This is a genomic window from Mesorhizobium hunchu (assembly GCF_040081975.1).
GTDB classification, from domain to species: Bacteria; Pseudomonadota; Alphaproteobacteria; order Rhizobiales; family Rhizobiaceae; genus Mesorhizobium; species Mesorhizobium hunchu.
On sequence record NZ_JBEBMG010000007.1, the window covers coordinates 92963 to 117405 of the forward strand.

Annotated in this window: 26 protein-coding genes; 8 read left to right on the forward strand and 18 right to left on the reverse strand. The window is 62.5% G+C overall.

Features of this window, described 5'->3' with window-relative positions:
- Nucleotides 1-6: 6 nt before the first annotated feature.
- The 3 genes from ABMA46_RS14230 to ABMA46_RS14240 all read right to left on the reverse strand — a co-directional run bounded on the left by ABMA46_RS14230 (nucleotide 7) and on the right by ABMA46_RS14240 (nucleotide 3528).
- A complete protein-coding gene (locus ABMA46_RS14230; protein ID WP_349000282.1) occupies nucleotides 7-393 on the reverse strand; it encodes a c-type cytochrome in 387 nt (128 codons plus the stop codon).
- A 74-nt stretch (nucleotides 394-467) separates the two neighbouring features.
- A complete protein-coding gene (locus tag ABMA46_RS14235; RefSeq protein WP_349000284.1) occupies nucleotides 468-2987 on the reverse strand; it encodes an arsenate reductase (azurin) large subunit in 2520 nt (839 codons plus the stop codon).
- A 13-nt stretch (nucleotides 2988-3000) separates the two neighbouring features.
- Nucleotides 3001-3528: an arsenate reductase (azurin) small subunit gene (locus ABMA46_RS14240; RefSeq protein WP_349000286.1), complete on the reverse strand. Its 528-nt coding sequence runs from the start codon at nucleotides 3526-3528 to the stop codon at nucleotides 3001-3003.
- A gap of 254 nt (nucleotides 3529-3782) precedes the next feature.
- Here ABMA46_RS14240 and ABMA46_RS14245 point away from each other — a divergent pair, with 254 nt between their 5' ends.
- Nucleotides 3783-4583, forward strand: coding sequence for a sulfite exporter TauE/SafE family protein (locus ABMA46_RS14245; RefSeq protein WP_349000287.1), 801 nt, complete (start codon nucleotides 3783-3785; stop codon nucleotides 4581-4583).
- 44 nt (nucleotides 4584-4627) lie between these two features.
- On the opposite strand, the gene ABMA46_RS14250 is transcribed toward ABMA46_RS14245, so the two are convergent.
- The 6 genes from ABMA46_RS14250 to repA all read right to left on the reverse strand — a co-directional run bounded on the left by ABMA46_RS14250 (nucleotide 4628) and on the right by repA (nucleotide 11983).
- Nucleotides 4628-5956, reverse strand: coding sequence for a sigma-54-dependent transcriptional regulator (locus ABMA46_RS14250; RefSeq protein ID WP_349000289.1), 1329 nt, complete (start codon nucleotides 5954-5956; stop codon nucleotides 4628-4630).
- The gene (locus tag ABMA46_RS14255) at nucleotides 5946-7334 is read right to left on the reverse strand and encodes a sensor histidine kinase (RefSeq protein WP_349000290.1); all 1389 of its coding nucleotides are present in this window, start codon (nucleotides 7332-7334) and stop codon (nucleotides 5946-5948) included. The genes ABMA46_RS14250 and ABMA46_RS14255 overlap by 11 nt, the downstream gene beginning before the upstream one ends.
- 65 nt (nucleotides 7335-7399) lie before the next feature.
- Nucleotides 7400-8284, reverse strand: a complete 885-nt coding sequence (locus tag ABMA46_RS14260) for a substrate-binding domain-containing protein (protein ID WP_349000291.1) — start codon at nucleotides 8282-8284, stop codon at nucleotides 7400-7402.
- Nucleotides 8285-8412: 128 nt separating this feature from the next.
- On the reverse strand, nucleotides 8413-9618 hold the full coding sequence (gene repC / locus ABMA46_RS14265) for a plasmid replication protein RepC (protein ID WP_349000292.1): 1206 nt from the start codon (nucleotides 9616-9618) through the stop codon (nucleotides 8413-8415).
- Nucleotides 9619-9779: 161 nt separating this feature from the next.
- A complete protein-coding gene (repB, locus tag ABMA46_RS14270; RefSeq protein WP_349000294.1) occupies nucleotides 9780-10805 on the reverse strand; it encodes a plasmid partitioning protein RepB in 1026 nt (341 codons plus the stop codon).
- Entirely contained in the window at nucleotides 10802-11983 is a 1182-nt protein-coding gene (gene repA / locus ABMA46_RS14275; protein WP_349000295.1) for a plasmid partitioning protein RepA, read from the reverse strand. Before repA ends, repB begins: the two co-directional genes overlap by 4 nt.
- Nucleotides 11984-13248: 1265 nt before the next feature.
- Here repA and ABMA46_RS14280 point away from each other — a divergent pair.
- Nucleotides 13249-13587: a type II toxin-antitoxin system RelE/ParE family toxin gene (locus ABMA46_RS14280; protein WP_349000296.1), complete on the forward strand. Its 339-nt coding sequence runs from the start codon at nucleotides 13249-13251 to the stop codon at nucleotides 13585-13587.
- Nucleotides 13584-13928 carry a helix-turn-helix domain-containing protein gene (locus ABMA46_RS14285; protein WP_349000298.1) on the forward strand — a complete coding sequence of 115 codons (345 nt, stop codon included), beginning with the start codon at nucleotides 13584-13586 and terminating at the stop codon, nucleotides 13926-13928. Before ABMA46_RS14280 ends, ABMA46_RS14285 begins: the two co-directional genes overlap by 4 nt.
- On the opposite strand, the gene ABMA46_RS14290 is transcribed toward ABMA46_RS14285, so the two are convergent.
- The 3 genes from ABMA46_RS14290 to ABMA46_RS14300 are packed head-to-tail and all read right to left on the reverse strand — an operon-like array spanning nucleotide 13843 to nucleotide 15895.
- Entirely contained in the window at nucleotides 13843-15090 is a 1248-nt protein-coding gene (locus tag ABMA46_RS14290; protein ID WP_349000300.1) for a site-specific integrase, read from the reverse strand. The genes ABMA46_RS14285 and ABMA46_RS14290 overlap by 86 nt on opposite strands.
- 2 nt (nucleotides 15091-15092) lie before the next feature.
- On the reverse strand, nucleotides 15093-15617 hold the full coding sequence (locus ABMA46_RS14295) for a GNAT family N-acetyltransferase (protein WP_349000302.1): 525 nt from the start codon (nucleotides 15615-15617) through the stop codon (nucleotides 15093-15095).
- Nucleotides 15614-15895: a type II toxin-antitoxin system TacA family antitoxin gene (locus tag ABMA46_RS14300; protein ID WP_349000304.1), complete on the reverse strand. Its 282-nt coding sequence runs from the start codon at nucleotides 15893-15895 to the stop codon at nucleotides 15614-15616. Before ABMA46_RS14300 ends, ABMA46_RS14295 begins: the two co-directional genes overlap by 4 nt.
- A 201-nt stretch (nucleotides 15896-16096) precedes the next feature.
- Here ABMA46_RS14300 and ABMA46_RS14305 point away from each other — a divergent pair, with 201 nt between their 5' ends.
- Together ABMA46_RS14305 and scpB are read left to right on the forward strand one after the other, a co-directional pair.
- Complete coding sequence (locus ABMA46_RS14305; RefSeq protein ID WP_349000305.1) at nucleotides 16097-17053, forward strand: DUF1403 family protein; 957 nt, start codon at nucleotides 16097-16099, stop codon at nucleotides 17051-17053.
- 2 nt (nucleotides 17054-17055) lie between these two features.
- On the forward strand, nucleotides 17056-17751 hold the full coding sequence (scpB, locus tag ABMA46_RS14310; protein WP_349000307.1) for an SMC-Scp complex subunit ScpB: 696 nt from the start codon (nucleotides 17056-17058) through the stop codon (nucleotides 17749-17751).
- A 42-nt stretch (nucleotides 17752-17793) separates the two neighbouring features.
- On the opposite strand, the gene ABMA46_RS14315 is transcribed toward scpB, so the two are convergent.
- The 5 genes from ABMA46_RS14315 to ABMA46_RS14335 all read right to left on the reverse strand — a co-directional run bounded on the left by ABMA46_RS14315 (nucleotide 17794) and on the right by ABMA46_RS14335 (nucleotide 21627).
- Nucleotides 17794-18318, reverse strand: coding sequence for an RES family NAD+ phosphorylase (locus ABMA46_RS14315; RefSeq protein WP_349000309.1), 525 nt, complete (start codon nucleotides 18316-18318; stop codon nucleotides 17794-17796).
- Nucleotides 18315-18701 carry a hypothetical protein gene (locus tag ABMA46_RS14320; RefSeq protein WP_349000310.1) on the reverse strand — a complete coding sequence of 129 codons (387 nt, stop codon included), beginning with the start codon at nucleotides 18699-18701 and terminating at the stop codon, nucleotides 18315-18317. The genes ABMA46_RS14315 and ABMA46_RS14320 overlap by 4 nt, the downstream gene beginning before the upstream one ends.
- A gap of 211 nt (nucleotides 18702-18912) precedes the next feature.
- Nucleotides 18913-19956 carry a CBASS cGAMP-activated phospholipase gene (locus tag ABMA46_RS14325; protein WP_292385824.1) on the reverse strand — a complete coding sequence of 348 codons (1044 nt, stop codon included), beginning with the start codon at nucleotides 19954-19956 and terminating at the stop codon, nucleotides 18913-18915.
- Nucleotides 19953-20393 (reverse strand): type II CBASS E2 protein, encoded by a 441-nt coding sequence (locus ABMA46_RS14330; protein ID WP_349000311.1) that lies wholly within the window; start codon nucleotides 20391-20393, stop codon nucleotides 19953-19955. Before ABMA46_RS14330 ends, ABMA46_RS14325 begins: the two co-directional genes overlap by 4 nt.
- Entirely contained in the window at nucleotides 20386-21627 is a 1242-nt protein-coding gene (locus ABMA46_RS14335; protein ID WP_349000313.1) for a nucleotidyltransferase domain-containing protein, read from the reverse strand. The genes ABMA46_RS14330 and ABMA46_RS14335 overlap by 8 nt, the downstream gene beginning before the upstream one ends.
- Nucleotides 21628-21787: 160 nt before the next feature.
- Between ABMA46_RS14335 and ABMA46_RS14340 the strand changes: the two genes are divergently transcribed.
- Genes ABMA46_RS14340 through ABMA46_RS14350 form a run of 3 tightly spaced genes read left to right on the forward strand, consistent with a single transcriptional unit; the run spans nucleotide 21788 to nucleotide 23112 of the window.
- Nucleotides 21788-22411 carry a hypothetical protein gene (locus ABMA46_RS14340; protein WP_349000314.1) on the forward strand — a complete coding sequence of 208 codons (624 nt, stop codon included), beginning with the start codon at nucleotides 21788-21790 and terminating at the stop codon, nucleotides 22409-22411.
- A gap of 18 nt (nucleotides 22412-22429) precedes the next feature.
- Nucleotides 22430-22822 (forward strand): hypothetical protein, encoded by a 393-nt coding sequence (locus ABMA46_RS14345; protein ID WP_349000315.1) that lies wholly within the window; start codon nucleotides 22430-22432, stop codon nucleotides 22820-22822.
- Nucleotides 22822-23112, forward strand: coding sequence for an ImmA/IrrE family metallo-endopeptidase (locus ABMA46_RS14350; protein ID WP_349000424.1), 291 nt, complete (start codon nucleotides 22822-22824; stop codon nucleotides 23110-23112). The genes ABMA46_RS14345 and ABMA46_RS14350 overlap by 1 nt, the downstream gene beginning before the upstream one ends.
- Nucleotides 23113-23317: 205 nt before the next feature.
- On the opposite strand, the gene ABMA46_RS14355 is transcribed toward ABMA46_RS14350, so the two are convergent.
- Complete coding sequence (locus ABMA46_RS14355; protein ID WP_349000317.1) at nucleotides 23318-24301, reverse strand: helix-turn-helix transcriptional regulator; 984 nt, start codon at nucleotides 24299-24301, stop codon at nucleotides 23318-23320.
- Between the last annotated feature and the right edge of the window lie 142 nt (nucleotides 24302-24443).

A 24443-nucleotide genomic window follows, 5' to 3' on the forward strand; every position in this document is an offset into this window, starting at 1 on the left:
CCAACCCTATCCGGATACGGCTTTCAGATAGGCGATCACGTTCCGGATTTCATCCGGATCCTTCAGTCCCGGGAACGCCATCCTGTTTCCGGGGACCGCGGCCTTCGGATCGGCCAGATACCGGGCGAGGTTCGGCTCGTCCCATACCAAGCCGCCCTCGCCCGCCGCCTTCATGGCAGGCGAATACCTGAATCCGGACACCGTTCCCGCTTTCCGCCCGACGATTCCCTTCAACGTCGGACCTACCTTGTTCACGCCCTTTTCGGCGTCGTGGCACGCCATGCAGCGTGCGAACACCTTCTTGCCAGCCTCGGCGTCCTGCGCTTGGGCCATGCCGACGGCGGACATCAGGACAAGCGCGGCGATGGCCATTCGTTCGATCGGCAAACCCATTCTCCATTTCCGGATAAATGCCAGCCGCCGCCGCGACGGGTCGGCCGCGGCGGCGGGAGATGTCCAGGGCGCGCTCAGGCGGCGCTGTATTCCTGGTTCTTGAACGAAAGGTGCTTCACCGAGGCGGGAGCATCGGAGATCTTCCTGATGTTGGCCCAGGTCTGCTTGTAGTTCGGGATCACCAATTCGTTCGTTCCCGCGTTGACGACGTTGCCCTGCACTCCGGTCGGGAAGGCGAACAGCATGAACGTCTCCCCCGGCCTGGCGGTGGTGGTCGGATAGGCCATCGCCTGGGTCGAGCCCGCGTCGTTGAACACCTCCACGAGATCGCCCTCCTTCACGCCGACCTTCGCCATGTCGTCGGGATGCATCTCGATGAACGGGAACGGCCAGCGGTCCATCACGAAATCGTTCTCGATGTCGAGGTAGGCCGACTGCCAGACCTGGTTCGCGCGGCCGTTGTTGATCAGGAAGGCGTACTTGTCCTTCTGCTCCTGCTTTCCCGGCGCCTGGAGGCCGCGCCACTCCGCCTTCATGAAGCTCGCCTTGCCGTCCGACGTGCCGAACTTGCCGTCGGCGAACAGGCGCTGCGTGCCGACGATCTTGCCGTCCTCGAATCCCGTCGCCGGCTCCTGGAAGCCGTTCGTGCCCATCGCGCGCAGCCGTTCGTAGGTGACGAATTCGCCCCCGGCGGCGTTATTGTGGTAGCCGTCCATGAAAGCGTCTTCCTCGGTCTTCCAGTCGAAGCCGTCGAACTTGGCGGCGACGTCCGCCTTGCCCATGTCGGTGAAGACCCGCTGGAGGTTGTTGGCGATCCGCGCGGCGACGAGGCAGTCGGGCATGGCCTGGCCGGGCGGGTCCATGTAGCGTTCGGTCAGGCGCATGCGGCGCTCGCCGTTCATCGACGTGAGGTTCGCCTCTCCGCTGGTGGCCGCCGGGAGGACGACATGGCACGCCTGGCCGATGCGGGTCGGAACGATGTCCACGTCGACCGAGAATAGCCCTCCTTCGCCGATCGCCTTGACGATCGCCTCGACCATCGCGTCGCGGTCGCCGTAAGGAACGGAATTCATGGCGTCCTTCACCTTGTCGGTGCGCTGCTTGTAGACGCGCTTGAACTCGTCGGCGTTGAGTGTCGTCTTGTAGTGATCGCAGCCCCAGACATGGTGCACGCCGCCCTTGCCTTCGATGAGGAGCCTGTCGACATAGGCGGCGGGACGGCCGACATGCGCGTCCGACGGGCGCACGTAGCCTTCCTGGTGGCCGCCGAGGCGCACGACTCCGCCGCCGGGGCGGCCGACGTTTCCGGTTGCGAGCGCCACGTTCACCAGCGCACCGTTGGTCCGGTAGTTGTCGTTGCCCCAGATCAACCCCTTCTCGTAGGCGAACATGGTGCGGCGGCGCTTTCCGCCTTCCTTGGGCTCCGCAATCCAGCTCGCGGCCTTACGGATATCGTCCGCCGACAGCCCGGTGATCTCCGATGCCTGCTCGGCCGTCATGCGGTTGCCTTCGACCGCCGACTTGAAGTCGGTCAAGGCCGCCGGGTGTCCGGCATCGGCGGGCGATCCGGCGTCGGCGGAGCCGATCGTGCTGGCCGCGATGAAGTCCTTGTCGATCCAGCCCTTGTCGGCGATCTCCGTCAGAAGCGCGTTGAACAGGGCGAGGTCGGTGCCCGACTTGATCTGCAGGTGGAGCATGTTCTCCTTGCCGGCCTCCGCTTCGCAAGCTGCGATCGTCACGGTGCGGCGCGGGTCGACAATGACAATCCGTGCCGGCGCATGCGCCTCGTCGGGTAGCTGCTGCTGTTTCTTGTCCATGGAAGTCCCGCGCAGGTTCGGGATCCAGTGGTTCAGGAAATAGTTCGTCTGCGTCTCCAAGGAGTTCATGCCGACCGCGAAGATGGTGTCGGCAAGCTCGGCGTCCTCGTAGCAGTTGTTGAGTTCGCCGACTCCCATGTCGCGGGTGGCGTGGACCTCGGAGTTGTAGGCCGGGCGGTTGTGGATGCGAATATTCTTGATCTTCATCGCCCCGAAATAGAGCTTGCCTGTGCCCCAGGTGTTCTCGTAGCCGCCGCCGGCGCCGCCATGGTCGTAGGCGGAAACGAACAGTCCGTCCTCACCCTGATCGGCGATGACGCGGGCGGTCACGCGCGCCACGAGGTCGAGCGCGTCTTCCCAACTCGTCGGCTGCATCTGTCCGTAACGCCACACCAGCGGATCGGTAAGGCGCTGCATCTGCGTCGAGCGCTGGCGCGAGAAACTCATCTCGGCGATGCGGGCGCCGCGCACGGAGCCGAGGCCCGAGTTCACCAGGCAGTCCTGGTCCGGCTTGATGACGATGTGGACGTCCTTCCCGTCCTGCTTGACGATGTTGTACATCGACGGCGCGTACCAGGCATCGGTTTCCGCGGCCTGCTGCTCGGCGAGGTTGACTCCGAAGGCGTTCGCGGACGGCTCGACGCCGCCCTGCCTGTTCACTGGCCACGAATAGGCATGGTAACCGCATCCGACGATGCAGTAATGGCAGGTGACGTTCTGCTTCTTCGCGTCGGCCGGAATGATCGGAAGACGGTCGATCTGTCGCTTGTAAGCCATTCTAGCCTCCCTCTCAGAGCACGTTGGACAGTCGGCCGTAGAGAAGCTCATCTAGCCCCTCGGCGTAAATGTCGCCCTTGTCGTCGACCCGCAGGACGTATTGCGGCAGGTTCTGGGTGGCGTGGCCCCATATCTGCTGTCCGCCAGCCTCGCAGTCGAAGCGCGAATAGTGCCCGGGGCAGGAAAGCGTGCGGTCGTCGGCGCTGTAGTTGAGAGGGAAACCCTTGTGCGGGCAGACGGTAGTGAAGCCGACGATGTCCTCGTCGGGTCCAGCGCCGCCTTCGACGGGCTTGCCGAGCTTCAGGAGGACCCCCGGAGCGTTGTCGTCCGGATAGGCGACGTCCAAGGGTTCGTTCGGCTTGAGGTCGGCGACGTTGCCGAGCCTGTTCGAGGGATATTCGACCCTGGCCAGGGCCGGTGCCACCTGCGCAGCGGCCTCCTGCGGCAACGTGGCGGCCGCCGCGACGCCTGCTGCGGCGAACGCGCCGCCGCGCAGGAATTGCCTCCGGCCGACATCCACCAGCCTGTCGCATCGTGACATAAGTCCCTCCCGTGTTGATACGATGACTTCGGGAAAGACAGGAGCAACGACTGTGCCAATTGGGCAGGCTCCCGGGATTCAGGGCTTCTCGAACGAAAAACAGGCTCGCGCCGTCACCGCACGTTCGGGATTCCTTACATCCGATGGCGGCGGCGTCCGTAAATCCGAACGGCGGCGAAGGCGGGCTCTCGCGCAGCGCAAGTCGTGCGAACGGGTAGCCTTGGCAAGCGTTGTATTTGTTGAGATACAAAGCAATGAACACGATTTCTTCCGTCTCGGGCAATCGTTCCGCCGCTTTCGGTGGCGGCGCTCTCATCGGCACGCTCGGCGGATTGATCGGTCTTGGCGGCGCTGAGTTCCGGCTTCCCCTGCTGATCGGGCTGTTCGGCTTCGCTCCCCTTGAGGCGGTCATCCTGAACAAGGCCATGAGTCTCGTCGTCGTTGGCTTCGCGCTGCCGTTCCGAGCCGGGACGGTCCCTCTCGACGAGATCGAGACGCATTGGCCGGTCGTCGTCAACCTTCTGGCAGGAAGCCTGTTGGGTGCCTGGCTGGGAGCGGGTTGGGCCACCCGCCTGCGCTCCGAACCCCTGCATCGCGTCATCGCGGCGCTGCTTGTCGCGATAGCCCTTGTCCTGGTCGCAGGCCACGACATTGCGGCGGGCCGGCCGCTTTTCCTTGGAACGGCTCAGATCGTAGCAGGCGTAGGTGCGGGATTCGTGATCGGCGTCGTCGCATCGGTTCTTGGCGTCGCGGGAGGCGAGTTGCTGATCCCGACGCTGGTCCTGCTGTTTGGAGCGGACATCAAGCTGGCGGGAAGCCTGTCGCTTGCCGTCAGTCTGCCGACGATGCTGGTCGCGTTCACACGCTATAGCCGCGACCAGAGCTTTGCCGTTCTTGGTCGCAATCGAGGGTTCCTGCTTGCTATGGCAGCGGGTTCGATCCTCGGCGCGTTCATCGGCGGGAAGTTACTCGGTATCGTGCCAAGCCCTGTCCTGCTGCCCGCCCTCGCGGCCATTTTGTTGATCTCGGCATGGAAGGTCTGGAGGCATAAATAGGCCGAACTCCTAGCCGATCCGCATGCCGAGAGTTCCAAGCTCCTTCAGCTTTTTTCCGGCGGCAACAGTCCGAGACGTGTCATCTTCTCCCACAGTGTGGTCCGTGAAACTGCCAACAGCCTGGCCGCCGTCGTCGTTTTGCCGCCACTTCTTTCCAGCGCCCGTTCAATCTGTCGTCGCTCCGCGGCATCCCTGACCATCGAAAGAGGGACAAAATCTTCAGCCGTCGACTTTCCGAACTGTTCCGGAAACAGGTCACCCGGCATGATCCACTCGGCCCCGGCGAGAACGACGGCGCGCTCCACCCTGTTCCTGAGTTCGCGGACGTTGCCGGGCCAGGGATAAGCCAGCGCCGCCTCCTCGGCCAAGGCGCTGAAGCCCCTGATGGTGGAATCGAGCCGATCGACGGCGTTGTTCAGGAAGTGGTCCATGAGCCACAGGATGTCCTCGTGCCGCCGTCTCAGAGGGGGAATCTCGACTGGAAGGACCGCCAGGCGGAAATAGAGGTCGTCCCGGAACGCCGTGGAGGACGCCCCGGCCAGGTCGCGATGGGTAGCGGACACGATCCGCGCTTTGAACGGTATCGTAACCTCGCCGCCGACGCGGGTGAATGTCCCGTCCTCGGCCAACCTCAGCAGTTTGGCCTGGAGCGAAAGGGGCATATCGCCGATCTCGTCGAGGAACAGCGTGCCTTTTCCGGCACGTTCCGCGTAACCGAGATGGCGCGCCTGCGCGCTTGTGAAGGCTCCCTTCTCGTGCCCGAATATCTCGCTTTCCATGAGGTCCGCCGGGATTGCGGCGCAGTTAACGGCGACGAACGGTTCGGCGGCGCGTCCGGAGATTTGATGCAGGAGGCGGGCGGCCACTTCCTTGCCGCTACCCGTTTCGCCGGTGACGAGCACCGGCAGCTCGTGCCGGGCGTACTGTCTCAAGACATCCTCGACGTTGCGGATCGCCGGGGATTCGCCAAGCGTGTGGGCGGCGGGGCCGCTGCCAGCAGACAGCCGGCGACCAGCCTCGATCCGTTTCAGGAACGCTTCCATCTCGAAGGGCTTTGTCAGGAAATCGGCCGCGCCCGCCCGCATGAGCCTGACAGCCTGGTCGATATCGCCGAATCCCGTGACGAAGAGGAACGGAGGCATCCCAGGCTCCCGAGCAAGCTGGCGGAACACCTCCTCTCCCGAGACGTCCGGAAGCTTGATGTCGCAGACGACGAGATCGAGCGAACCCGCTGTCGCCGGAAGCTCCGTCATGGCAGCCCGGCCAGTCTGCCACCAATTGACTTTCCAGCCCTCGAGTTCCAGCCGCTGCACGAGCGACCCGCCCATGACGGGATCGTCCTCCACCAGCCCAATTCCTCTTTCATGCAGCATCGAAGCGTCGTTCCTCCTGCGCTATCGGAATGGACATCGCGATCACGGTCCCGCCGTTCGGCCCGTCGGCGACCGCGATCCTTCCGCCGCACTCGTCGACCGTCCGCCGTACCATCCAAAGGCCAAGCCCGCCGCCGGCGCTGACGATCGGGCCTGGCTCGCTCGCCACCAGAATCCGGGCGACGTGCGGCGGGAGGCCGGGGCCTTCGTCCCTGACCTCGAAACGAAGTTCGCCTCCCCTGCTGGCCGCCGACAGGGCGATCCCCCCACCTTCCGGGGTCGCCGCGCTCGCGTTCAGGAGAAGATTGAGCAGCGCCTGGCGGATCGGTGCTCCGTTGACGCGGGCGACTTCGCCGCTTCCCAGGTCCACGCTCCATTCCAGGCGCTGGCGCTTCCGGCGCAGTTCCGGGGTCATCAGCAGGCGGACGTCCTCGAGGTCGGCGACGGCGAACGTTCTGGTCGACCTCTCCGGGCGGTACGTGGCGAGCGCCGCCGCGACAACATCGCGGATGCCTTGCAGGCCCCGCTCGATAAGGGCGATCGAGGTCTCACGCACGCCTGGTGCGGAGCCGTGCGCCTTCAGGGTGCCGATCGCGTTGAAGAGACCGCCCAGCGGGTTGTTGATCTCGTGCGCCATTCCGGAAGCGAGGCGCCCCAGGCTGGCCAGTCTTTCCTCCTCCGCAAGCTGCGTCGCCAATCTGTCGCTGTCGCGCTGGGCCTGCACGAGCGCGTTGTAGCCGTTGAAAAGGCTCGCGACCTCCCGGTCCCGCGACGGTATTCCTGCCGGAGGAATCGGCTGGGCCATCCCGTTCGCCGCCGACCGCATGTGGCTTTCCAGTACCCCCAGGGGCGCCGTTATCCGGCGCACGAGCAGGAAGCCGCCGAGGGCAAAGGCCGCCGCTAGCATGCCGTTCGTAGCCAGCAGCGTCACGAGGATCTCCCGGCGTTCGGCGAAGAGATGCGACACGTCGAAAGATGCGAAGACGGCGCCGACCTTCTGTCCCTGGTAAACGAGGTCGCGGCGCGTCGATCCGGCCATGGTGTCGCTGTCGATGGAAACGCTCCGCAGGCCGAACTGGGCGACGTAATCCGCGGGAAGCTGCGAATAGGTCGCAACCCGGCCTGGGTCGCTTGCCGCCAGCACCCGCCCGTCGACACCGGCGACGACGGTCTCCAGCGGGGCGAGCGACCGATAGGCGGTCGTCGTCCTGTCGAGGGCATCGAAGATTTCCCAGACGTCACCGCGCATCACCGCGGGAACGATGGCCGCCGACAGTCCGTCCAGGTAGGTTTCGGCAAGGCCGTCGAGAGCCGCCTCCTGCGTCTGCGAAAGGCGGTCGAGGACGCGTTCGGAGATCGCCGCGCTGACGACGACCATCAGCAGCGCGACGAGAACCGGAACGCGATAGGAAACCGGGATCGAGCCCCACGCCCGCAGAACGTTCATCCCAGCCGCCTCACCACGTCCATCTTGGCGGCGATCGTGTCGAAGAGCGAAGGCTCCGTGACCACGAATCCGTCCAGCCTGAGCAGTTTGAGGACCGCCTGCCCCTCCGGATCGTCCTTCATCCCCGTGAGGGCGTCCCGGATGGCGGCGAGCCTGGGGTCGCCTGCGAGCAGCCGCGGCGCCGCGACGGGAGGGAAGCCGAGCCATTCCGAACGGCGGAGCACCTTCGTCTGTGCGACAAGGTCGGGTTCCGTCTCCCGCATGACCTCCCAGACGTATCCGTCAACGCTGCCCGACTGCGCCAGCCTGGAAGCCACCGCGCGCACGACGTTCCGGTGTCCGTACGTGAAGAAATGGTGAGAGAAGAACCGATCGGGAGTCGTCCGGTTTTCGGCAAGGAGCGCCGTCGTGACCAGATAGCCTGAATTGGAATCGGGATCGGAAAACGCGTGGACGTCCCCACGCAAGCCCGTCCAGTCGTCCACCTGCCTATCGCGATGGACGATGACGTACGACTGGTACAGCGGCCTCCCCCGCCAGGACGGAGTCGCGACCAGGTCGAGTTGGCTGCGGAACGCGACGAACGGATAGCCGCAGATCCACGCCGACTGGATTTGCCCCGAAACGAGGAGCGCCGTGATTTCCTGATAGGTCCGGCGCGTGACCAACTCCACCGGGACCTTCAGACGCGAGGCGAGATATCCCCGCAAATGATCGAGGAGTTCGAGGTCGTTGACCAGGAAGACAGGCGTGAGCCCGAACCTGAAGACCTTGTCTTCCTCGGCCCTGCCGATCGCTGGAAGCGCCAGGGACGCCGCCGTCGCGGCGAACAGCCTTACCGCCTCCCTGCGGTTCACAAGCGATGCCTTCGACCTGTCCATCAATAGTCCGGCCGTGGGTTTCTCTGGGGCGCACCATAGCCCATCAGGTGCGGCAGCCGCATAGCATTATATCCAGAAATCCAGAATCGTTAGCTAAAAACGAAGCGGTCCTCCATCTGCGCACACCGTCATCCCGCCATCCTTGCCGTTGAGCCGTTCGCTTTGAATGCCGCCATCAGCATAGGCCCGACGGTGAACGCCCCTGCCCTCGCCTTCTCGGTCAGCGCCCTCAGATATCCACCAGCCGAATTGATGTGCTGAGCGCGCTGCAGGATACAGGCAACGACAATGGCCGCGTTTTCCGGCCCCATGACATGGCAGGCATCCTCATACGCCGACGGCGAGACCCCTAGATATCCCCTCACCTGGGCGGCCACCGCCATTAAATCTCGCCAACTGGCGATCCCGTCGACGGCGTAGTCGATGATTTCCGGGCAAGCCTTCAGCACGAATCCCAATGGATAGCCCTTCGGCGGCTCCTGCGGTTCTCGTCTAGGCTCGGCCATCGCCCCGCTTTTTTCTAAAGCAGGTTCAAATTCAATAAGGGAGTCGGTGTTTGAATCAGAATACTGCCGTTCATTTCGATCGTCATTGCCGATTGAATCTTCGACATTCATGTGAGAATTCAGAAGGATATCCACTTCCTCACGGATCGCAGCCAGATCGCCCACAATCGACTCGAGATCAGCAACGGCCGAACGGCGCGGGATCGCGTCCACAATGGCCCGAAACCGCCTCCAGAGACCGCCCCAGTCGCCCGGAACGTCTTCCTCGACGGCCGCCTCGATCAGCTTGCTGATGTCTCTGCGGTGCAGCGTGATGCGTTCTCGCATGAGTTTCTGCGCGCGGTTACCCGCACGAACTCTTTCAGCAGCCGCTGAGAACTCGTCAGCACGCACGAGCATGGGTGCCAGGGAGAAACCAAAGGCCTCCTCGAAAGCCCCTCCCCTGCCCTTGCGAGCGTATCGTTTGCCGTTCGGACTGTCTCGGCGGATGATCAGACCGTTCGCGACCAAAGCCGCCAGGTGCCGCCGCAAGGTCGGTTCCGACATACCGTGGGCGCGCAGGATCAACTGTCTGTTGGACGGGAACACGACCAGGCCGTTTTCCTCGCTCAGTTCGTCGTCAGGATAGAACGACAGCAAGGCCGCCAGGACCGCGAGAGCGCGGTCTCCGACGCCGACGACAGATTTTCCTTCGCACAGATCCCGGTAGGCCTGCCACTTGTCGACGGCCTTACCATCGGGGATTTCATTTGCCTCGTTTTGTGCTGCCAGTAAGGCGAGCGACATCGGCCGCCGCCCAAAAGGCGTCGTTGCAATGCCCGTTTCCATGTTCTTCCTTCACCCTCTCATTGGGCAAAAGAAATCTGCTCGCCGAATCGACGCCAATGACTCTTGACAGTGATTCGCGGATTTGCGATTCTCGATCTTGCTACAAATACGAGAGAGGCTTCCGCGGTTCGCCGTTCGGGGGCCTTTTTCTTTTGCGGTTTCTAGTCTCCTGTTTGTTTTGGTTCAGACAGCCGGAATGCCTGATACAGGTCGTCTAGCTGTTCAGTGATGAACGATGCAAAGCGCAATCCGTCGGTCGACCCAACTGCAAGCGTTGCCGTTTTTCCGTTATCTTTCAGGCGAACGCTGACCGATTTATCTTCAGGAGCCCAAGTATTCTGCTTCGGCTTCTCCTCAACCGATTTCCCAGTTTCCAGGGAAACTCCGTCCTCGGGCAATGCGGAAAACAGCAGGTTGAACCGATCGTCTGAACTGGCTTCGAGAAACTTGCCCTTCTTAATGAAATCTTTGGCCTTGGAGGCGTTTCCCTTGATGACGTAGCGGCGTGCGAAGTCTTCCCATCGTCCTCGCCCGATTGCGGGCGCTGCGCCGATCAACTGGACAACTTCCCGGTCGATCGATGACGCGACCTTGATCATTTCTGAAACATGCGACTTTCCGGTGGCAAGGGACGCGCAGATGGTCTCCCGCTTATAGCCGGCGTTCTGCTGTGCGAGCGCGAAGGAACACTTTTCTATGTAGGAGAGATCTTGCCGGGCACTATTTTCCTCGCCTTGGAAAACGACAGCCTGTTCGTCCGTCAACTCACGAACCGTGGCCTTGAATTTTATCCCGAGCCTCTGTGCCGCGGCCAACCGACGACGGCCGTACACGATCTGGAACGAACCAGGTCGGCCAGGAGCGGGACGGACAAGGCCTGGAACGATCTGTCCTCTTTCCCGCATAGACTCGACGATCTCGGCGATGGCTGCTGCATCATATGCCCCTTCGAAGCGATCATGGATCGTTGAAGGCAAAACGTCGTCGGGATCGAGTTCGATGATTTGTTCGCCGTCCTTCAGCAGTCTTTCCGCCAACTCGCTCCTTTCCTGCATCTGACGAACGCCCGCAGCGACCTTCATCAGGTGAGGCGACGTCGAGCGGACAGCGGCTACTGTTTCCGCTTCCTCGGTACCGAGCTGACCGAGAACGGCGGCGAACATGCCTTTGGAATCCTTGCGGCTCATTGTTCGCGCCCCCATGCTGCCGTGATCAGTCCCTCGATCTCCGCATTTGCTGCATTGATGGATTCGATTGCCCGATCATACGTCTTCGGTGCTGAAAAACGGGACCTCTGTACCTCGTACAGGCTCTGTTTCCATGTGAGGGCGTCGGCTACCGCCGTCGACTTGGCCACAGCATTGAGCAATAGGTCGTCTCCGAAAACCTGCCGCATCAAAGCCTGCATGTTGGCTTGCGGATGGTCATTGCCTTCAAACTTGGTGATCAGAAATTTTGCGAAGTCCCAGTGCGCTCCTGATCCGGCCGCGTCCAGAATCTGCATGTACGAAGCCGCCAATTCCAGGAATTTACCCGTGGAATCCACGTCGAGCATGTGGGCTGGAACCGGGATCAACACGGCTGTAGCTGCAGTAAGTGACGAGAGTGTCAGGAAGTTGAGAGAAGGCGCACAATCGAGTAGGACGACGTCGTAGTTGTCAGTCACCTGTTCGAGTGATTGCGAAACCCTGAGCAGAAAGCCTGTGCCGCCAGTTTTCCGCATCTCAAGCGCAACAGCGGTTTCGAACTCTGTCAATTCGAGGCCAGCGCAAATCACGTCGAACCCAGCGATGTGCGTTTTATGAACAATCCGATCCGTCGGTATAGGGTTGTCGTAGCGGATAGCCGAATAGAGCGAATCTCCTTCCCGGTAGTCGAACCCAGGCAACGCGCCGTGTAAGCTGGTCAGCGACGCTTGAGGATCCATGTCCACGGCGAGCACACGATAGCCACGCAATGCAAGCCAGTGCCCGAGGTGGATAGTCGTCGAGGTTTTCGAGGAACCGCCTTTGAAGTTGGTGATCGCGATGACTTGGCATTCCTCACCATCGACGCGGCGAGGATTGATCCATTTCTTGCGCCCCTTCTCGGCCAGATGCATACGGAGTTCGAGCACCTGATCAAGTGAGTACAGTCGCTTACCGTTTGTTGTTGTTTCGGGTTCTGGCCCCTGCCCTTTCAAGGAGACTTGTCGAATATATGCCTCGGTCACTCCAAGCAGCGCTGCGACTTCCGTCGAGGTGAACTTCCTCATCGTCCGAACGGCGTCCGGCGGATATTGAGCCAATTGCAGATTGTTGAGCGCCTTCTCGAGTTTCGTCGAGAAGGTGTTCATAAATTGCAAACTGCTTAGATGACGCGTCACCCGATTCTCCCTTGTTCCACACCTGTTATTGAGGGGCGATGTGGTAAACAAGCCATTAACGCTGTCGAAACTACGCAGAGATACCGAAATTCGACTATTTACCGTAGCCAGTGTTAGCCCGATTCGGGATTATCCGGCAAATCGGACGGGAGAGACGGGAAGTTCCCAGCTGGGAACTTTGTTGGAGGAGGATCCTGCCGGCAATCAGGACCCTTGCCAGTGATAGTTCCCAGCGGGGAACTTCAAAGCCGTTGCATACGAAGGAGAGTCCAAACCACATGCTTATCGATACGATCAAAACTGGGATCGTAACACCGAACTTCGAGGACACCAGACTGTTCGCCCAAGGTCTACTTCGAAATCTAATCGCAGCATCGGCATTCCGACCGGGCTAAGATTGCGACCGCACGATCACAGCTGCCGCGGCAAAAGGGAAGCCACCTCGCGCTCACAAGATGGCCGTCGGCTCCGGATCACGACGACGGCATCATCAGGCGGGGATTCCATCGAGCCGACGTCAGCCGCCTGGAAGCCGCTGGCCCGCAGTATCCGAACAAACTGCCCCTCGCCTCCGCAAACGTCGAATAACTCGAAGTCCCCGTAGCGGGGTGCGCTCTTCATCGACCTGTCGAGGATAAACTCCGACTGAGGTCGCCTCTTCCCCCATCGTCTGAATCCACCCAGCCACGGGCATATCCAAACCCGTATTCATCATCCTTCCCATCCTTTCGAGCAGCCGCCACCCGGTTAAGGATCTTATCCCGTCGCATACCGAGCAGAGCTATCGGCAATAGCATGGCTCCGGTTGCGACGACCGGGGGACGCCATGGCTTGACCGAAGCCATTGTTTTGGAAATCACTCCACTTCGACCGTCAGGGCACCTTGCCCGATCCAACGGGTTTTCACCGATGACGGACCACGTACTGATTTCTCCGCGTCGTGTTCGTTCAAGCAGCCGCTGAAGCTGACTGGTGATTTCACGCGGGGCCGTTAAGTGCACCAGGCGGTGGCTCCGCACGACGACGGGCGTCTAGCCGGCGCTGACGCCGTGCTGGCGCCTCTACAGGCGAGGCCGGGATCGCAATGCGCCGGAACCGTGCTGCGTGGACGATCGCCGCGTAGCCCACCGCACGCGGTTCCCTCTCCTGCGCTTCTATCGTTATAGATTTGGACAAAGACTCCGCCGGAGACGCCCTGAAGCGAGTGTGGCATTGACTCTTCTCGGCGTGATCTCATATATACCCCATTGGGTTATAGGAAGCGCATGCAGACCGTCGCTGAGACACCATTGTTCATCAAGCAGGCGGCGGAGCTATTCAGCGACGACGAACGGAAGGAACTGATCGACTTTCTGGCAGCCAATCCGCAGGTGGGTGACGAGATTCCAGGCGCCGGTGGCGTTCGTAAGGTGCGATTCGGTGTCAAAGGCAAGGGCAAACGCGGCGGCGCGAGGGTCATTTACAATTGGTACAGCGATGACGCACCAATCTACGCGCTGCTGGTATACGCCAAAAATGAGAAGGTTGATCTGAGGCCGGAAGAAGCGAAAGCGGTTGCCGCGTTTGCCAAGGCGATCAAGGCCGCGAACAGGAGCAGGACATGAGCGAGATGACAAAGTTCGGCGCCGATCTGATCCAGGCCATGTCGGAAGCCTTGGCGCATGCACAGGGGAAGGACGTTCCCGGCGTCAAGGTCCACACTGTCGACGTCGGCGCAGTGGACGCAAAGGCGATCCGAAAGAAGCTTGATCTGACTCAGGGCGAGATGGCAACCGTGCTCGGAACCAGCCCTTCCGGATACAAGAAGTGGGAGCAGGGTACGCGGCAACCAAGCGGTGCCGCCCGGACACTGCTTCGTGTCATGGACCGGGAGCCGGAGGCCGTGCTGCGTGCACTGTCGTCCGATGACGCTGCGGTCGCCAATAACAAGGAAGCTGCGCACTGAGCACGGCCGGGGAGGCGGCGTTTGACAGCCCCGACGCTTTTGTGAGGTTGACCCGAAACCGGTCGCGCCGGCGCTGGTATTTGCGCGTCATCTCCGCACTGGCATGGCCGAGCTGCTTTTGCACGTAGCGCTCGTCGACCTCGGCCGATGAGGCGAGGCCGGCGCGCAGCGAATGGCCGGCAAACATCAAACCGCGTTGGCCCTCTGGCAGATCGCCGCGCACGCCGGCGGCGAGCGCGGTCCGCTTGACCAGACGGGCGACTTCCTGGTCGTTCAGCCGGTCGGCGCCGACCGCCTTGCCTTGGCCTGTGACGCGGCGGAACAGCGGGCCATGCGCGATGCGGGCGAACTTGAGCCAGGTTTCCAGCGCGACCACCGGGCAGGTCGCATCGGAAGAACCGCGACCGACCTCGACCTCGCGCCAGCCGGTCTTGCCTCTGAGGGTCACAAGCATGCCCTTGTCGAGGATTTCCACCCAGCCGCGACCGTCCTCGGTCTGGTCGCGGCCGCAATCCAGCCCGACGAGCTCGTAGCGGCGCAGGCCGCCCGCGAAGCCGAGCAGCAGCATCGCGCGATCGCGCAGGCCGCGCAGGGTGCCGCGGTCGAGCGTCTCCAGCATGGCGATCAGATCCTCGGGCAGCACCGCCTCCTTCTGCCGGGGAGGGGAGGCGTGCTTGTTGCGGATACCGGCCATGACGGTGGCGATATGCCGGTCTTTGCGATCGAGGGGCTGGCCGCGCTGAGCATAATTCCAGGTCAACGAGGAGAGGCGACGCTCGATGGTCGACACGGCGTTCGGCTTCTTGTCGCCGGTCGCCTTTCCCGAAGCGCAGGCGGTGATGTAGAGGCCGACCACCTGCGGATCGGGGGGAAGCAACTCGATGCCCTGCCGGCGGCACCAGGAGGCAAAATGGCGCCAGTCGGCAGCGTAGGCGCGCCGCGTATTGGCGGAGCTTGCCGCTTCGACGTAATCGCGGGCGCGGCCGGCGAGCGCGTCAAGATGCGCGGGCAACCGGGAATTCTGGGCAACCGGAAGGGGAGGGGAGGGCGCCTGGGCGGCATTGGCCTGCTGCTCGGGCACGCGGCCCATTTCCCGAACGACGTCGACGATGTCAGGAAGATCGTTGCCAGGAACCTCGTCTGCGTTGCGCTGGGACACCATGGCTACAGTTTTCCCCCGAGGCGCAAGCCGGCTTCGAAGGAAGCGAGCGGCTGGAACAGGGACAATGGCCGATCGTCGAGGCTCAAGGCGCCGTAGGACCGATACCACTTCGCAACCCGCTCGTCCTTGGCGTCAATGAACATCAGTGTTCCGCCGACCTCGGTGGCGGCGCGAATGCAGCGCAGGCCCGCCGCCATCAGCAGCTGGCCGCCCAGTCCCTTGCCCTGCGCACTTCGCGACACGGCGATACGCGCCAGGCGAAACCCTCCAACCGCGTAGCGGCCGAGGCCTCTCTTAAGCTCTTCCGGAACCCGTTCGAGTTCAGCCTCGGCGGGACTGAGCGTATAAAAGCCGAGGATGGCCGCATCGCCCTTCGCCACGGCAAGAAACGTCTTCGAGGCGCCGCGCTCATGGTTCTTGCGGGCATGGTTGCGCAAAAACCCGTTCATGGCGTGATCGCCGCAGTCGAAGCTTTCCCGATCGTGATGGCGGCCGACCGGTTCCTCGCGCCAATCGGGAAGACTCATAGATCCGCCGGCAGGGCGCGCGCGGCGGCGATCATCTTCTCGTTCGGGGCAGGGGGGTTCTCCAGCGCTTCCAGGACCTTGAGCGTGTCACGCTCGGACAGCACGATGCGGTCGTTGCGCTCGATGATGTCGCGCGACGCTTCGAGCACCGTGCTCAGCACGAAATCGGTTATGCCGGCGGCGCCGGCGATTTCGGTGGCGCGCAGGATCATGGCCTTATCGGCGGGCTTGATGCGAAACGACATGCGCTGGCTGTCGCTGACGGCGGCGCGGGGCATCTTTTCTGTCCTTCAGGAGCGTTCAGGGTGCCGATAGTGTATGTTTCGGCGCTTCCGGTGTCAAGTTGTACAGTTTCATGCTGCACACCCAAATAACGACCGATAATGCAAGATTATCGTTCGTTTTGTCGGCACGACAGGCTGTGCGTTTTGAGACGGAAGAGATGGCATAAAGCGCACCGCCGCTTTACCCTCGAAAGCATGATTCGCCTCGATCCAGCGATCGCTACGTCCGTCCTCACGCCGCCCACCGTTCCGGCCTGGGCGCTAGGCCGGGATGCGCCCAGTGACGCGGCCGCCGCCTTCCAGGCGGGAGCCGCACTGGCTTCGCTGGACACGCTTGCCCGCGCGCAACCTGCCTGGGCCGGCGCCTGGCGCCAGCGGCTGGCGCTCAACTGTGCCGCCGCCTCGATGCGGCTCGCCGGCCGCGCCGAGGATGAAGCCGCGCTGCGCGATGCCTGGCAGCTTTGCCCGGCCGGCGCCGATCCGGGTCCGGCCGGCACCATTTTTGGCGCCTGGCGCCAGTTGGTGCTGCAGCCGCCGGCGGTCAGCGCCGATCGGCTGGCAAAAGTGGCCGAGATGCTCGGGCTCGCCTGGGACAATGAGGCTCTCACCGACCTCTGCGCGCAGATCGAGCAACTGGCGGGCTCCCAACGCCCGGCGCCGTTCGCGGCGGCGGCGATCGCCACTCACGTCGTCGCCATGCGGCCCGATGCCGAGCTGTTTGCCTGGTGGCTCGCCGACCTGGTGCTGGCGCGGGACTTGCGCTGGCCGCGGCCGTTGCCGCTGTTGATAGCGCGGGCTTTTGGCCCGGTCTTCCGCGCCGAGGCCGGCGGCGGCACGCGCATCCGACCCGGGCAAAAGGGTTTTGAGCGCGCGGTCTGCGTCGCGCTGGTTCAGGGAGCGGCCGAGGCTTGTCGGTTGGCGGCCGAGTTGTCGCGCCGCGCTGAAAAACTGCTGGCGGTGGCGCCCAAACTGCGCGCCAAGGGCGCCGGCGACGTGATCGTTTTGCTCCTGAATGAAGATGCCGTGGCCGGATCGCTTGTGACAAAGAACCTGTCGCGCTTTGCGGCGCGACGCCTGTTCGAGCGCCTCCAGCACCTCGGGGCCGTGCGCGAGCTCTCCGGCCGTCCGACCTTCCGGCTGTTTGGGCTGTAGCGATGAGCCAAGCCTCCGTCCGCCGCAAGAAAGACGAGCAGCCGGCGTTGCTGGACACCGAGCTGGAACATCTGCCGCCGGAACTGCGCTGGCGCGAATGGATGGGCCGCGTGGAAGCGGTGATCTTTGCCGCCAGCGAGCCTGTGCCGCGCGAGGTGCTGGCGCGGGTGGTGGGAAAAAACTGCAATCTCGACCTGGTCATCGACGACATCCGCGCCGAGCTCGCCGGCCGCCCCTACGAGTTGGTTTCCGTCGCCGGCGGTTGGCAGCACCGGACCAAGAAACTCTTTGGCGACGCCATCCACGCCGCCTTCGGCACCCCTGCGAGGCAGGGGACAAAAGAACTGTCGCAGTCGGAGGCGCTCGTCCTCATGTGCATTGCCTATTTCCAGCCGATCACGCGTGGTGAGCTTTCTTCCTTCTTTGGCAAGGAGGTGTCGCGCGACCTGATCGGCGCGCTGCGCGCGCAGGAGCTGATCACCTCGGGGCCGCGCAGCCCGCAGCCGGGCGCCCCCTACACCTATGTGACGACCAAGAACTTCCTGTCGCAGTTCGGGCTCGACACGCTGCGCCAGCTGCCGGATTTTGAGGCGCTCGAGGACGCCGGGCTGCTGTCGAAGGAAAAGCTGCTGGCCGGCGACATTCCAGCCGGGTTGGCTAACCGCGAAGGCGATGTCGTTGAGGACGACGGGCCGTGAGCGGGGCGTTGTCGCGCTGCGACCACGGAGACAGGCGATCACTCAGGACCAGGACGACTGGTCGTGCGGCAGCCGATGCTCGGGATCGTGAACCGCGACATGATCGCCGTCGACAAGATTGGCCGGAAAGATCACCAGGTTGGTGCCGCCGGCATGACGCAGTGACGGAAACAGGATACCGCGAAGTCCGGCCGTGATGACCAGGTCGGCGAGCTTCCACGAGGGCGGGATTTTCTTTTCGATGCGAGCGATCTGGCGCCAGGCACAAGCCCATTCCTGCCAGGCGCCGCCCCAGATGTCCGGGTCGAACCCCTGCGAAAGGTCGGCCACTTCGGCGAGCGTGATCTTGTAGGCGGCAAGGGTGGCCGGTGGGGTGATGCTGGTGCCCTGCTTGTATTCTTCGAGCGCCGTCTGGGCCGACCGGGATAGGTAAAGCGCTTCGACGCCTGGCCGATTGAAACGACCGCCGTCAATCGCCGCGCCTGCGCCGCTAGTCGGCAGGAAAGCCCATTTGGGTGTCAGATAACGATGGAAGATCTCGTCCGGGCCGATGCGGGTGACCTTCACCCGCGCGCCCCGTTCTCGAGATCCCGGATGAAGGCCAGAACCGCCTCGACCTGGCCGTCCGCGACGAGCTCGGCTGCCGTGCGATGGCCATAGTCAGCAATCGGTTCATTGCGATACCAGTAGATCGCCTTGTCGACGTCCCCGGTAAGCTCCGTCGCGGCCGAAATCACCTTGACCATCTCGCGCATCCGGCCCTGCAAGCGCTCAGATGCCGGATTCCGAAGCGTGTTGCGATGAACTCCCGTAAGCTGCGCCAGATTGGCCACTTTCACGCCAAGCGCCTGCGACAGGCGCTTCGGTGAAATATAGGGCGTACGTGGCTCCTGCAGGCTATCGACGAAGCCTGAGACCACCCTGGAATGTGCAAGCTGTGCGTGGGTCATAACAAATCTCCGACCTCCCATACGCACAATATATGCACAATCCACCGCATAGCAAGTGAACAGAGGCCTGACGCGCTTCTAGCGCACTGCTTGTCCTTCTCATCCTCGTAGCGGTTGCTAGCTCGCTGCAGCAATGCACACAATCTCGGCCGTTCCGAGTAGCTGTTGGTTATCCAAAACAGCCTTCAATCTGCAGCGGTTCGTTCAGACACTATGACAGCGCGCACTTGACGAACCGGTCCGCCGCATCTCCAAGGAATATCTGGTTGATGTAGTGCCCGGTCGCCTCGGCATGCGAACGCGCCAGCCGGGGCAGTTCCGTCACCGCACGCTCGACGTCATCGAGGCCGATCGGATTTTCCGATTCAGGAGGATCGATGCGGACGACGTTCTGCTTGCCAACGAGAAGGTAGGCCTGGCCAAGGGCGTTGTGAGACTGAGCCTTCGCCGCAGCGCGAAAGATCATCGGCGCCTTGCCCAATCCGGGAAATACCCAGCGCAAGAGGCCCCCTTTTCGGACGCTTTCGTCGAGCCCAAGGATCTCGTCTCCCGTGCCGATGGACAAAACCCGAATGTTCTCTCGCGGGAGATCGTAGCAGGCGAGCGCATCGACCACGGCATTCATAACAGGGTTGTTCGCCCAGATGCCCCCGTCGATCATGATGTGGCCGTCATTCTCGACCCCGGGATAGTATCCCGGAGCAGCCGATGTATGCAGCGCAACGTGCGCTGCCTTCGCGTGTCGATCCTTCTTGTAGTCGGGGTGGTGGGGGGTTTTGTAGATATAGGGCTCGCCATAGCGCCCCTCGAAGCTCGGTATAACTAGACGCGTCGTTGCGTCGTCGAGCAGGCGGTCACCGAAGACCTTGAGCAATTCGTCCTTCAGGACACTCTGATCATGCTTGGGGCGCCGCAGCCACCGCGGGAGATCGAAGATCCCGTTGCCCTTCGGAAAGATCAAGGATCCGCGTTCGGTGTAGATCTCGGCAGCCTGCCGAGCCGTCATCCCGGCGCCCAGCGCCAGTGCGATGATGCCCCCGGTCGAGGTGCCGGTGATCATGTCGAAGTGACATGCAATCGACTGCCCGTCCAGGAAACGCCTCTCGATCTCGGCGAGATAGGATGCGCCAAAGACGCCCTTGATGCCGCCGCCATCGATTGACAGGATGCGAAAGATTCGGCCTTCCGGCCACGGCTCCTTCTTTCGCGTTTGCTGAAGAGTGCCGTCCGAACGGCGGGGTGGCTGATAAGTCATGATGTAACTCCCGCTGCACGAGGGGTCGGATGACGCCCGCCGCCGGTCCAGCGTCCGGTCATGAGCCACAACTCGTAGCAGGCGAGCCAATCGGCGCTCCAGGGAACGATTGTCTGGGACAGATGCATGGTTTCGTCCCACTCGTCTGTCGCCGGGTCGTAGAGGCAGAGCTTCGGGTCAGCGTCACGGTCATAAACATGGGGGAGCGAGCCTTCCGGATTTTCCGGTACCCGGATCAGAGCCGGGGACAGAACTCGCACCTCAGGCGCATAGTCCACCCGGTAACGGATCTCTATCCGGTGGACCTGGAATTGCTTCAGGTCACCGGTCCAGCGTGCCGCGCCGTCGCGGCGGGAAAGGTGACTGACCCGAAAGCCGGGCCAGTCACGCCTCATCGAAGCGACCTGCTCCTCGATCGAGAGTGGTCGACTATTCATCAACCGGATCTCCGAAGAAGGTGTGCGGCTTGGCGGCAACCGGAGCCGCCGAGGTAACGATCGTGGCCGTGGCCGGCAGGAGAATGCTGCCCTTCTTGCTGTAGACCTGCGATCCAGCGATGATCGCCGCGCCGGTGGCGTCCGCCATCCTGTCGGCTGCGCGTGTTACAACGCGGTCGCCAAACATCTCACGCAGCCAGTCCTGAAGCCGAACGGGATCCAACTCACCGCGCTTCGCGCGCTCGATCCCGGCCACGAGATCGTGGAGATAGCGGGCGAACTGGTTCTGCTGATCCAGGTTTTCCGGCCAGCGGTCGGTGAAGACATCGGCGCTGTAGGTCGGGTTGACGACGTGAAGCTTCTGACGGTTGATCGACGCCCGCTCGATCTCGCCGATGATCCAGCGGCAGATACGGACCAGTATGTCTGAGAGCTTCATGTCGGGAAGCGCCGCAGCGCCGGCAAAGTACGAAAGCATGACCGACGGTGGGATGCGGCCGCTATGGTTCGCGTAGCGAACGTTGCGATAGCGCTTCAGCAGCTGCAACGCGACAGTCGCCATGTTCTTCACGACGAACTGCGTCTGATCGGGAACTTCATCGACTTCGGCGTCGGCGCGGATGCTCGTCCGATGGTCGCCGAACCACCGGTCCTTAAAGGCTTCGATCACGCGGTCTTCGTTCGGCGTGCGAGCCCTATACCATTCAGCGTGTCCATAGGCGTTCATGGGCACCATGCTGTCGTCATTCGACGGAAGCGGCCCCTTCGCGTGGGTGATCTCCGACTGGCGATCGGTGGTGCCGTAGTCGCGGAGTGCCGGCGTCACGTCGAGATGCATGTTGTCGGCATAGAACAGCGTGACGCAGCGGCTCTGCCGGACGACTTTCTGGACCGGGTAGTCCCTCAGGGCCGCAGCGAGCGCCTGCAGGATCACGAGCGGCGTCATGTGACGATAGCGACCGCCAAGCTGGGCGACGATGTCGATATCGTACTCGTCGTCGGTGCCGCGCGTGGAAATGGTCGCGTCGATAGCCATCGATCCCTGTGCATAAAAATGCTCAATCTGATCCTGGAACGCCGTCGTGCGTTCCAGGTATTCGCGCACCGCCTTGTAACGCTGGCAGGCTTTGGCATGGAGGGACGGAGGCAACTGAACGCTGAAGGCGATTTCCGCCAGGATGCGATCGAGCGGGTCTTCGAAGGGGTTCTTCCCCCGGTATGCGGATACAGTCATAGTCATGTTCCTGAATTCAAAGGTTTCGGTGCGGCTTGGGAGGCGCCCTTAAAAGAAAGGCGCGGGATTTGGAGATTCGGACAATTTTTTGTCTGAATCGGCTTTGATGAGCGCATAAGAGTCTGGAGGAGAGTCGAAGGGGTGTTTTGGGAGACGTCGAATGGATGCCGAAGCCGGCGTTAGACGTATACCTTGCTCGGAAGAGGAGGTAAGCAATTTCTTCGACCGCATGACGTCTGCGCAAAAGCGGGACGCATATCGGTTTGCCGTCAAATGTGCGGCCGCATGTCTTGCAGACGCCGACGAACTGATCAGCGAGGCCTTTGTCAGGATGTGGGAGGGGCGTCGGAAACGCCGGGCCGATAACGACGACCTCTTCCCCGTCCTGTTGGGTACGATCAAGAGCCTAGCTTCCGACATTCAGTTCATCACCGAACGCACACGCATTCGGCGCATGGGTTCCGGGAAGGAAAAGGGCAAGTTCGGCGTGATCGAACGCGATGCAGATCACGGGACGATTGCAATCGACGCGGCCAGCGCCGATGCGGGAGACGATGTCGACCGCATTGATACGGACGAATATCACAAAGCTCTGCTTGCCGACATCGCCGGCGATGCAGAGCTTGAGCTGCTTTTCGAGGGCATGTCCGTCCCGTTCATCGGAAAGGACTTGGCGGACTGGATGGGAATGGACACGGTCGCGCTGGCAACTGTTCGCCGGCGCTTCAAGAGACAGATGCTGCAGCTTGGAAAGAGGCTGGCGGCAGCTGCGCGCGAGCGCTAGGCAGATTGGAAGGTCGACATGTCAGGGAAAGATAGAGAGTGGCTCGACCACCTGCACGAGTTCCTGATCGACGAGATCGTGCATGGCAAGGATGACGAGCCGGTAGATGAAGCCGACGTCAAGGCCTTCGATGCAGCGATTGCGACCGGACGCTCGCGCCTGGCCAAGCGCAAGCTCGAAGCGGCGCGACTCGCGGTTCGTTCGGACGTCTTCGCTTCAGCGCCTGTTTCCGACTTGGATATCGAACGCGCAAAGCGGCGGCTCACCTCGCTCACGACCGGAGCCAATGATGACGGCGCAAATCTGACGCTTGCCGCCCGGTTCGGCCAGGGCGGCAATGAAGATGATGACGGCATGCTTGAAGATATTGCCGAGCTTGAACGCGATCGCGACGATAACAGTGGCAAATGATGAAACGGCCAACAAGAGCCGAAGGTCTGCTTCAGTCTTTGGGCATCGACGATCCCAGAGATATTGATCTTGAAGCCATTGCCTGGCACGTCGGGGCCAAGATCAAAATTCGTCCCCTCGTCAATTGTGAGGCCCGGATCATTGGGCTCGACGACAAAGCGATCATATCGGTGAACGCCGCCTCGCCGCCAGAGCGGCGGCGGTTCTCGATTGGACACGAATTAGGGCACTGGGCACACCATCGCGGTTCGCCCGGCTGGATGGTCTGGAATTCGCCCTCGTCGGCATAAGCGGCGTTGAACGCGATCCATAGGAAGATGAATTTGGCGTCGTCGTCGGTCCCGCAGGTCTCGGCGCGGCCGATCCAGCTGATAGCGCGGTGGACACGCAGGCCCATCGTTTGCGGAAAGCCCTCACGGATCGCGCGCTGCTTGGTTTTCAGTTCTGCATGGGTGAGGCCCGTCTTTGTCGTCATTCCGCTTCGTTCCTGTTGTCTTATGGCAGGGCGCCAAAATCGCTCCTGCGGTAATTTTCGACCAGCGTGCGCAGCCCTGCGGGTGCGATAACCTCGACCGCATCTCCCCATTGATAGAGATGCCACGCCATTTCGAGCCAGCCCGCCGCATGAAAACGCACGATAAGCCCGCCATCCTCTTGCACCTCAACGGTTTGCTTTGGGTGAAAGCAGAACTCGGCCGCCCTTGCTGCGGCATGCGGCGCAAAACGCCAGATGACCTCATCATATTGTGCCGGGTCCTGGTAGACGCCGAAGGATTGCGCCGCATAGTCCTCCAGCGAAAAGCCGGGCATCAAGCTGAAGCTCTCATCCAGGGTCTGGGCGCTCAGGATCTGGTCCATCCGGAAGTTCAGCATGTCTTCGCCGCGCGCCGGCTGGCGCGCCACCAGATAGCTGCGATGGCCCAGCAGGAGCCCGTGCGGCTCGATGATCCGTTCGGGTGCAGCCTCGTCCCGGTAGCGCAGCCGCAGACGAAACGGGCCGCGCAGTCCCTCGATCACGGCATCGAGCACCGCCGGCGCCAGATTGACGCGTGGACCGGGGCGCGTCACCGAGCCCATTGCCAACAGGACCGCCTCGACATCGGCTTCGGTGCGCAGCGCATCCTTCGGTGTCAGGCGCGCCAGCAATCCGTCGCGCAGGTCTTCAAGGGCCGCCGCGTGGCGTAGCCGGCCATCGCCGCGCGCCGTTCGGCCGGCGATCTCCAGCGCTTCGACTGCCGTTTCCTGGCGGGTCTGGAGCCGGTCGAGCATGGGGTCGGCGACACGCCAGCGCCGCCGGCGGTCGTCACCATCCACCGCTTCGACATTGGTGAACACGGTCTCTAGCGCATCGGTCATACGCTGCGCCGTGCGATGCGAAACGCCGAATTCCTCGCAGATCTCATCGAGGCCGATGCCCGTCCGCCGCGTGGCGGCCAGACGCGCCAGCCTGATCAGGTCCTGAGCCTTGGCGAACGACATGATCCAAATCCTGGTCACAGACTATGTCATATATTGACACCCACGCACGCTATGGCTGAACGTGCAATCTGTCGAGATGCAAGTCTTGTTGGAGATTGCGTTCGACGAGGGGGCGGTAATGCGAACTATTGAGGGGGATCGG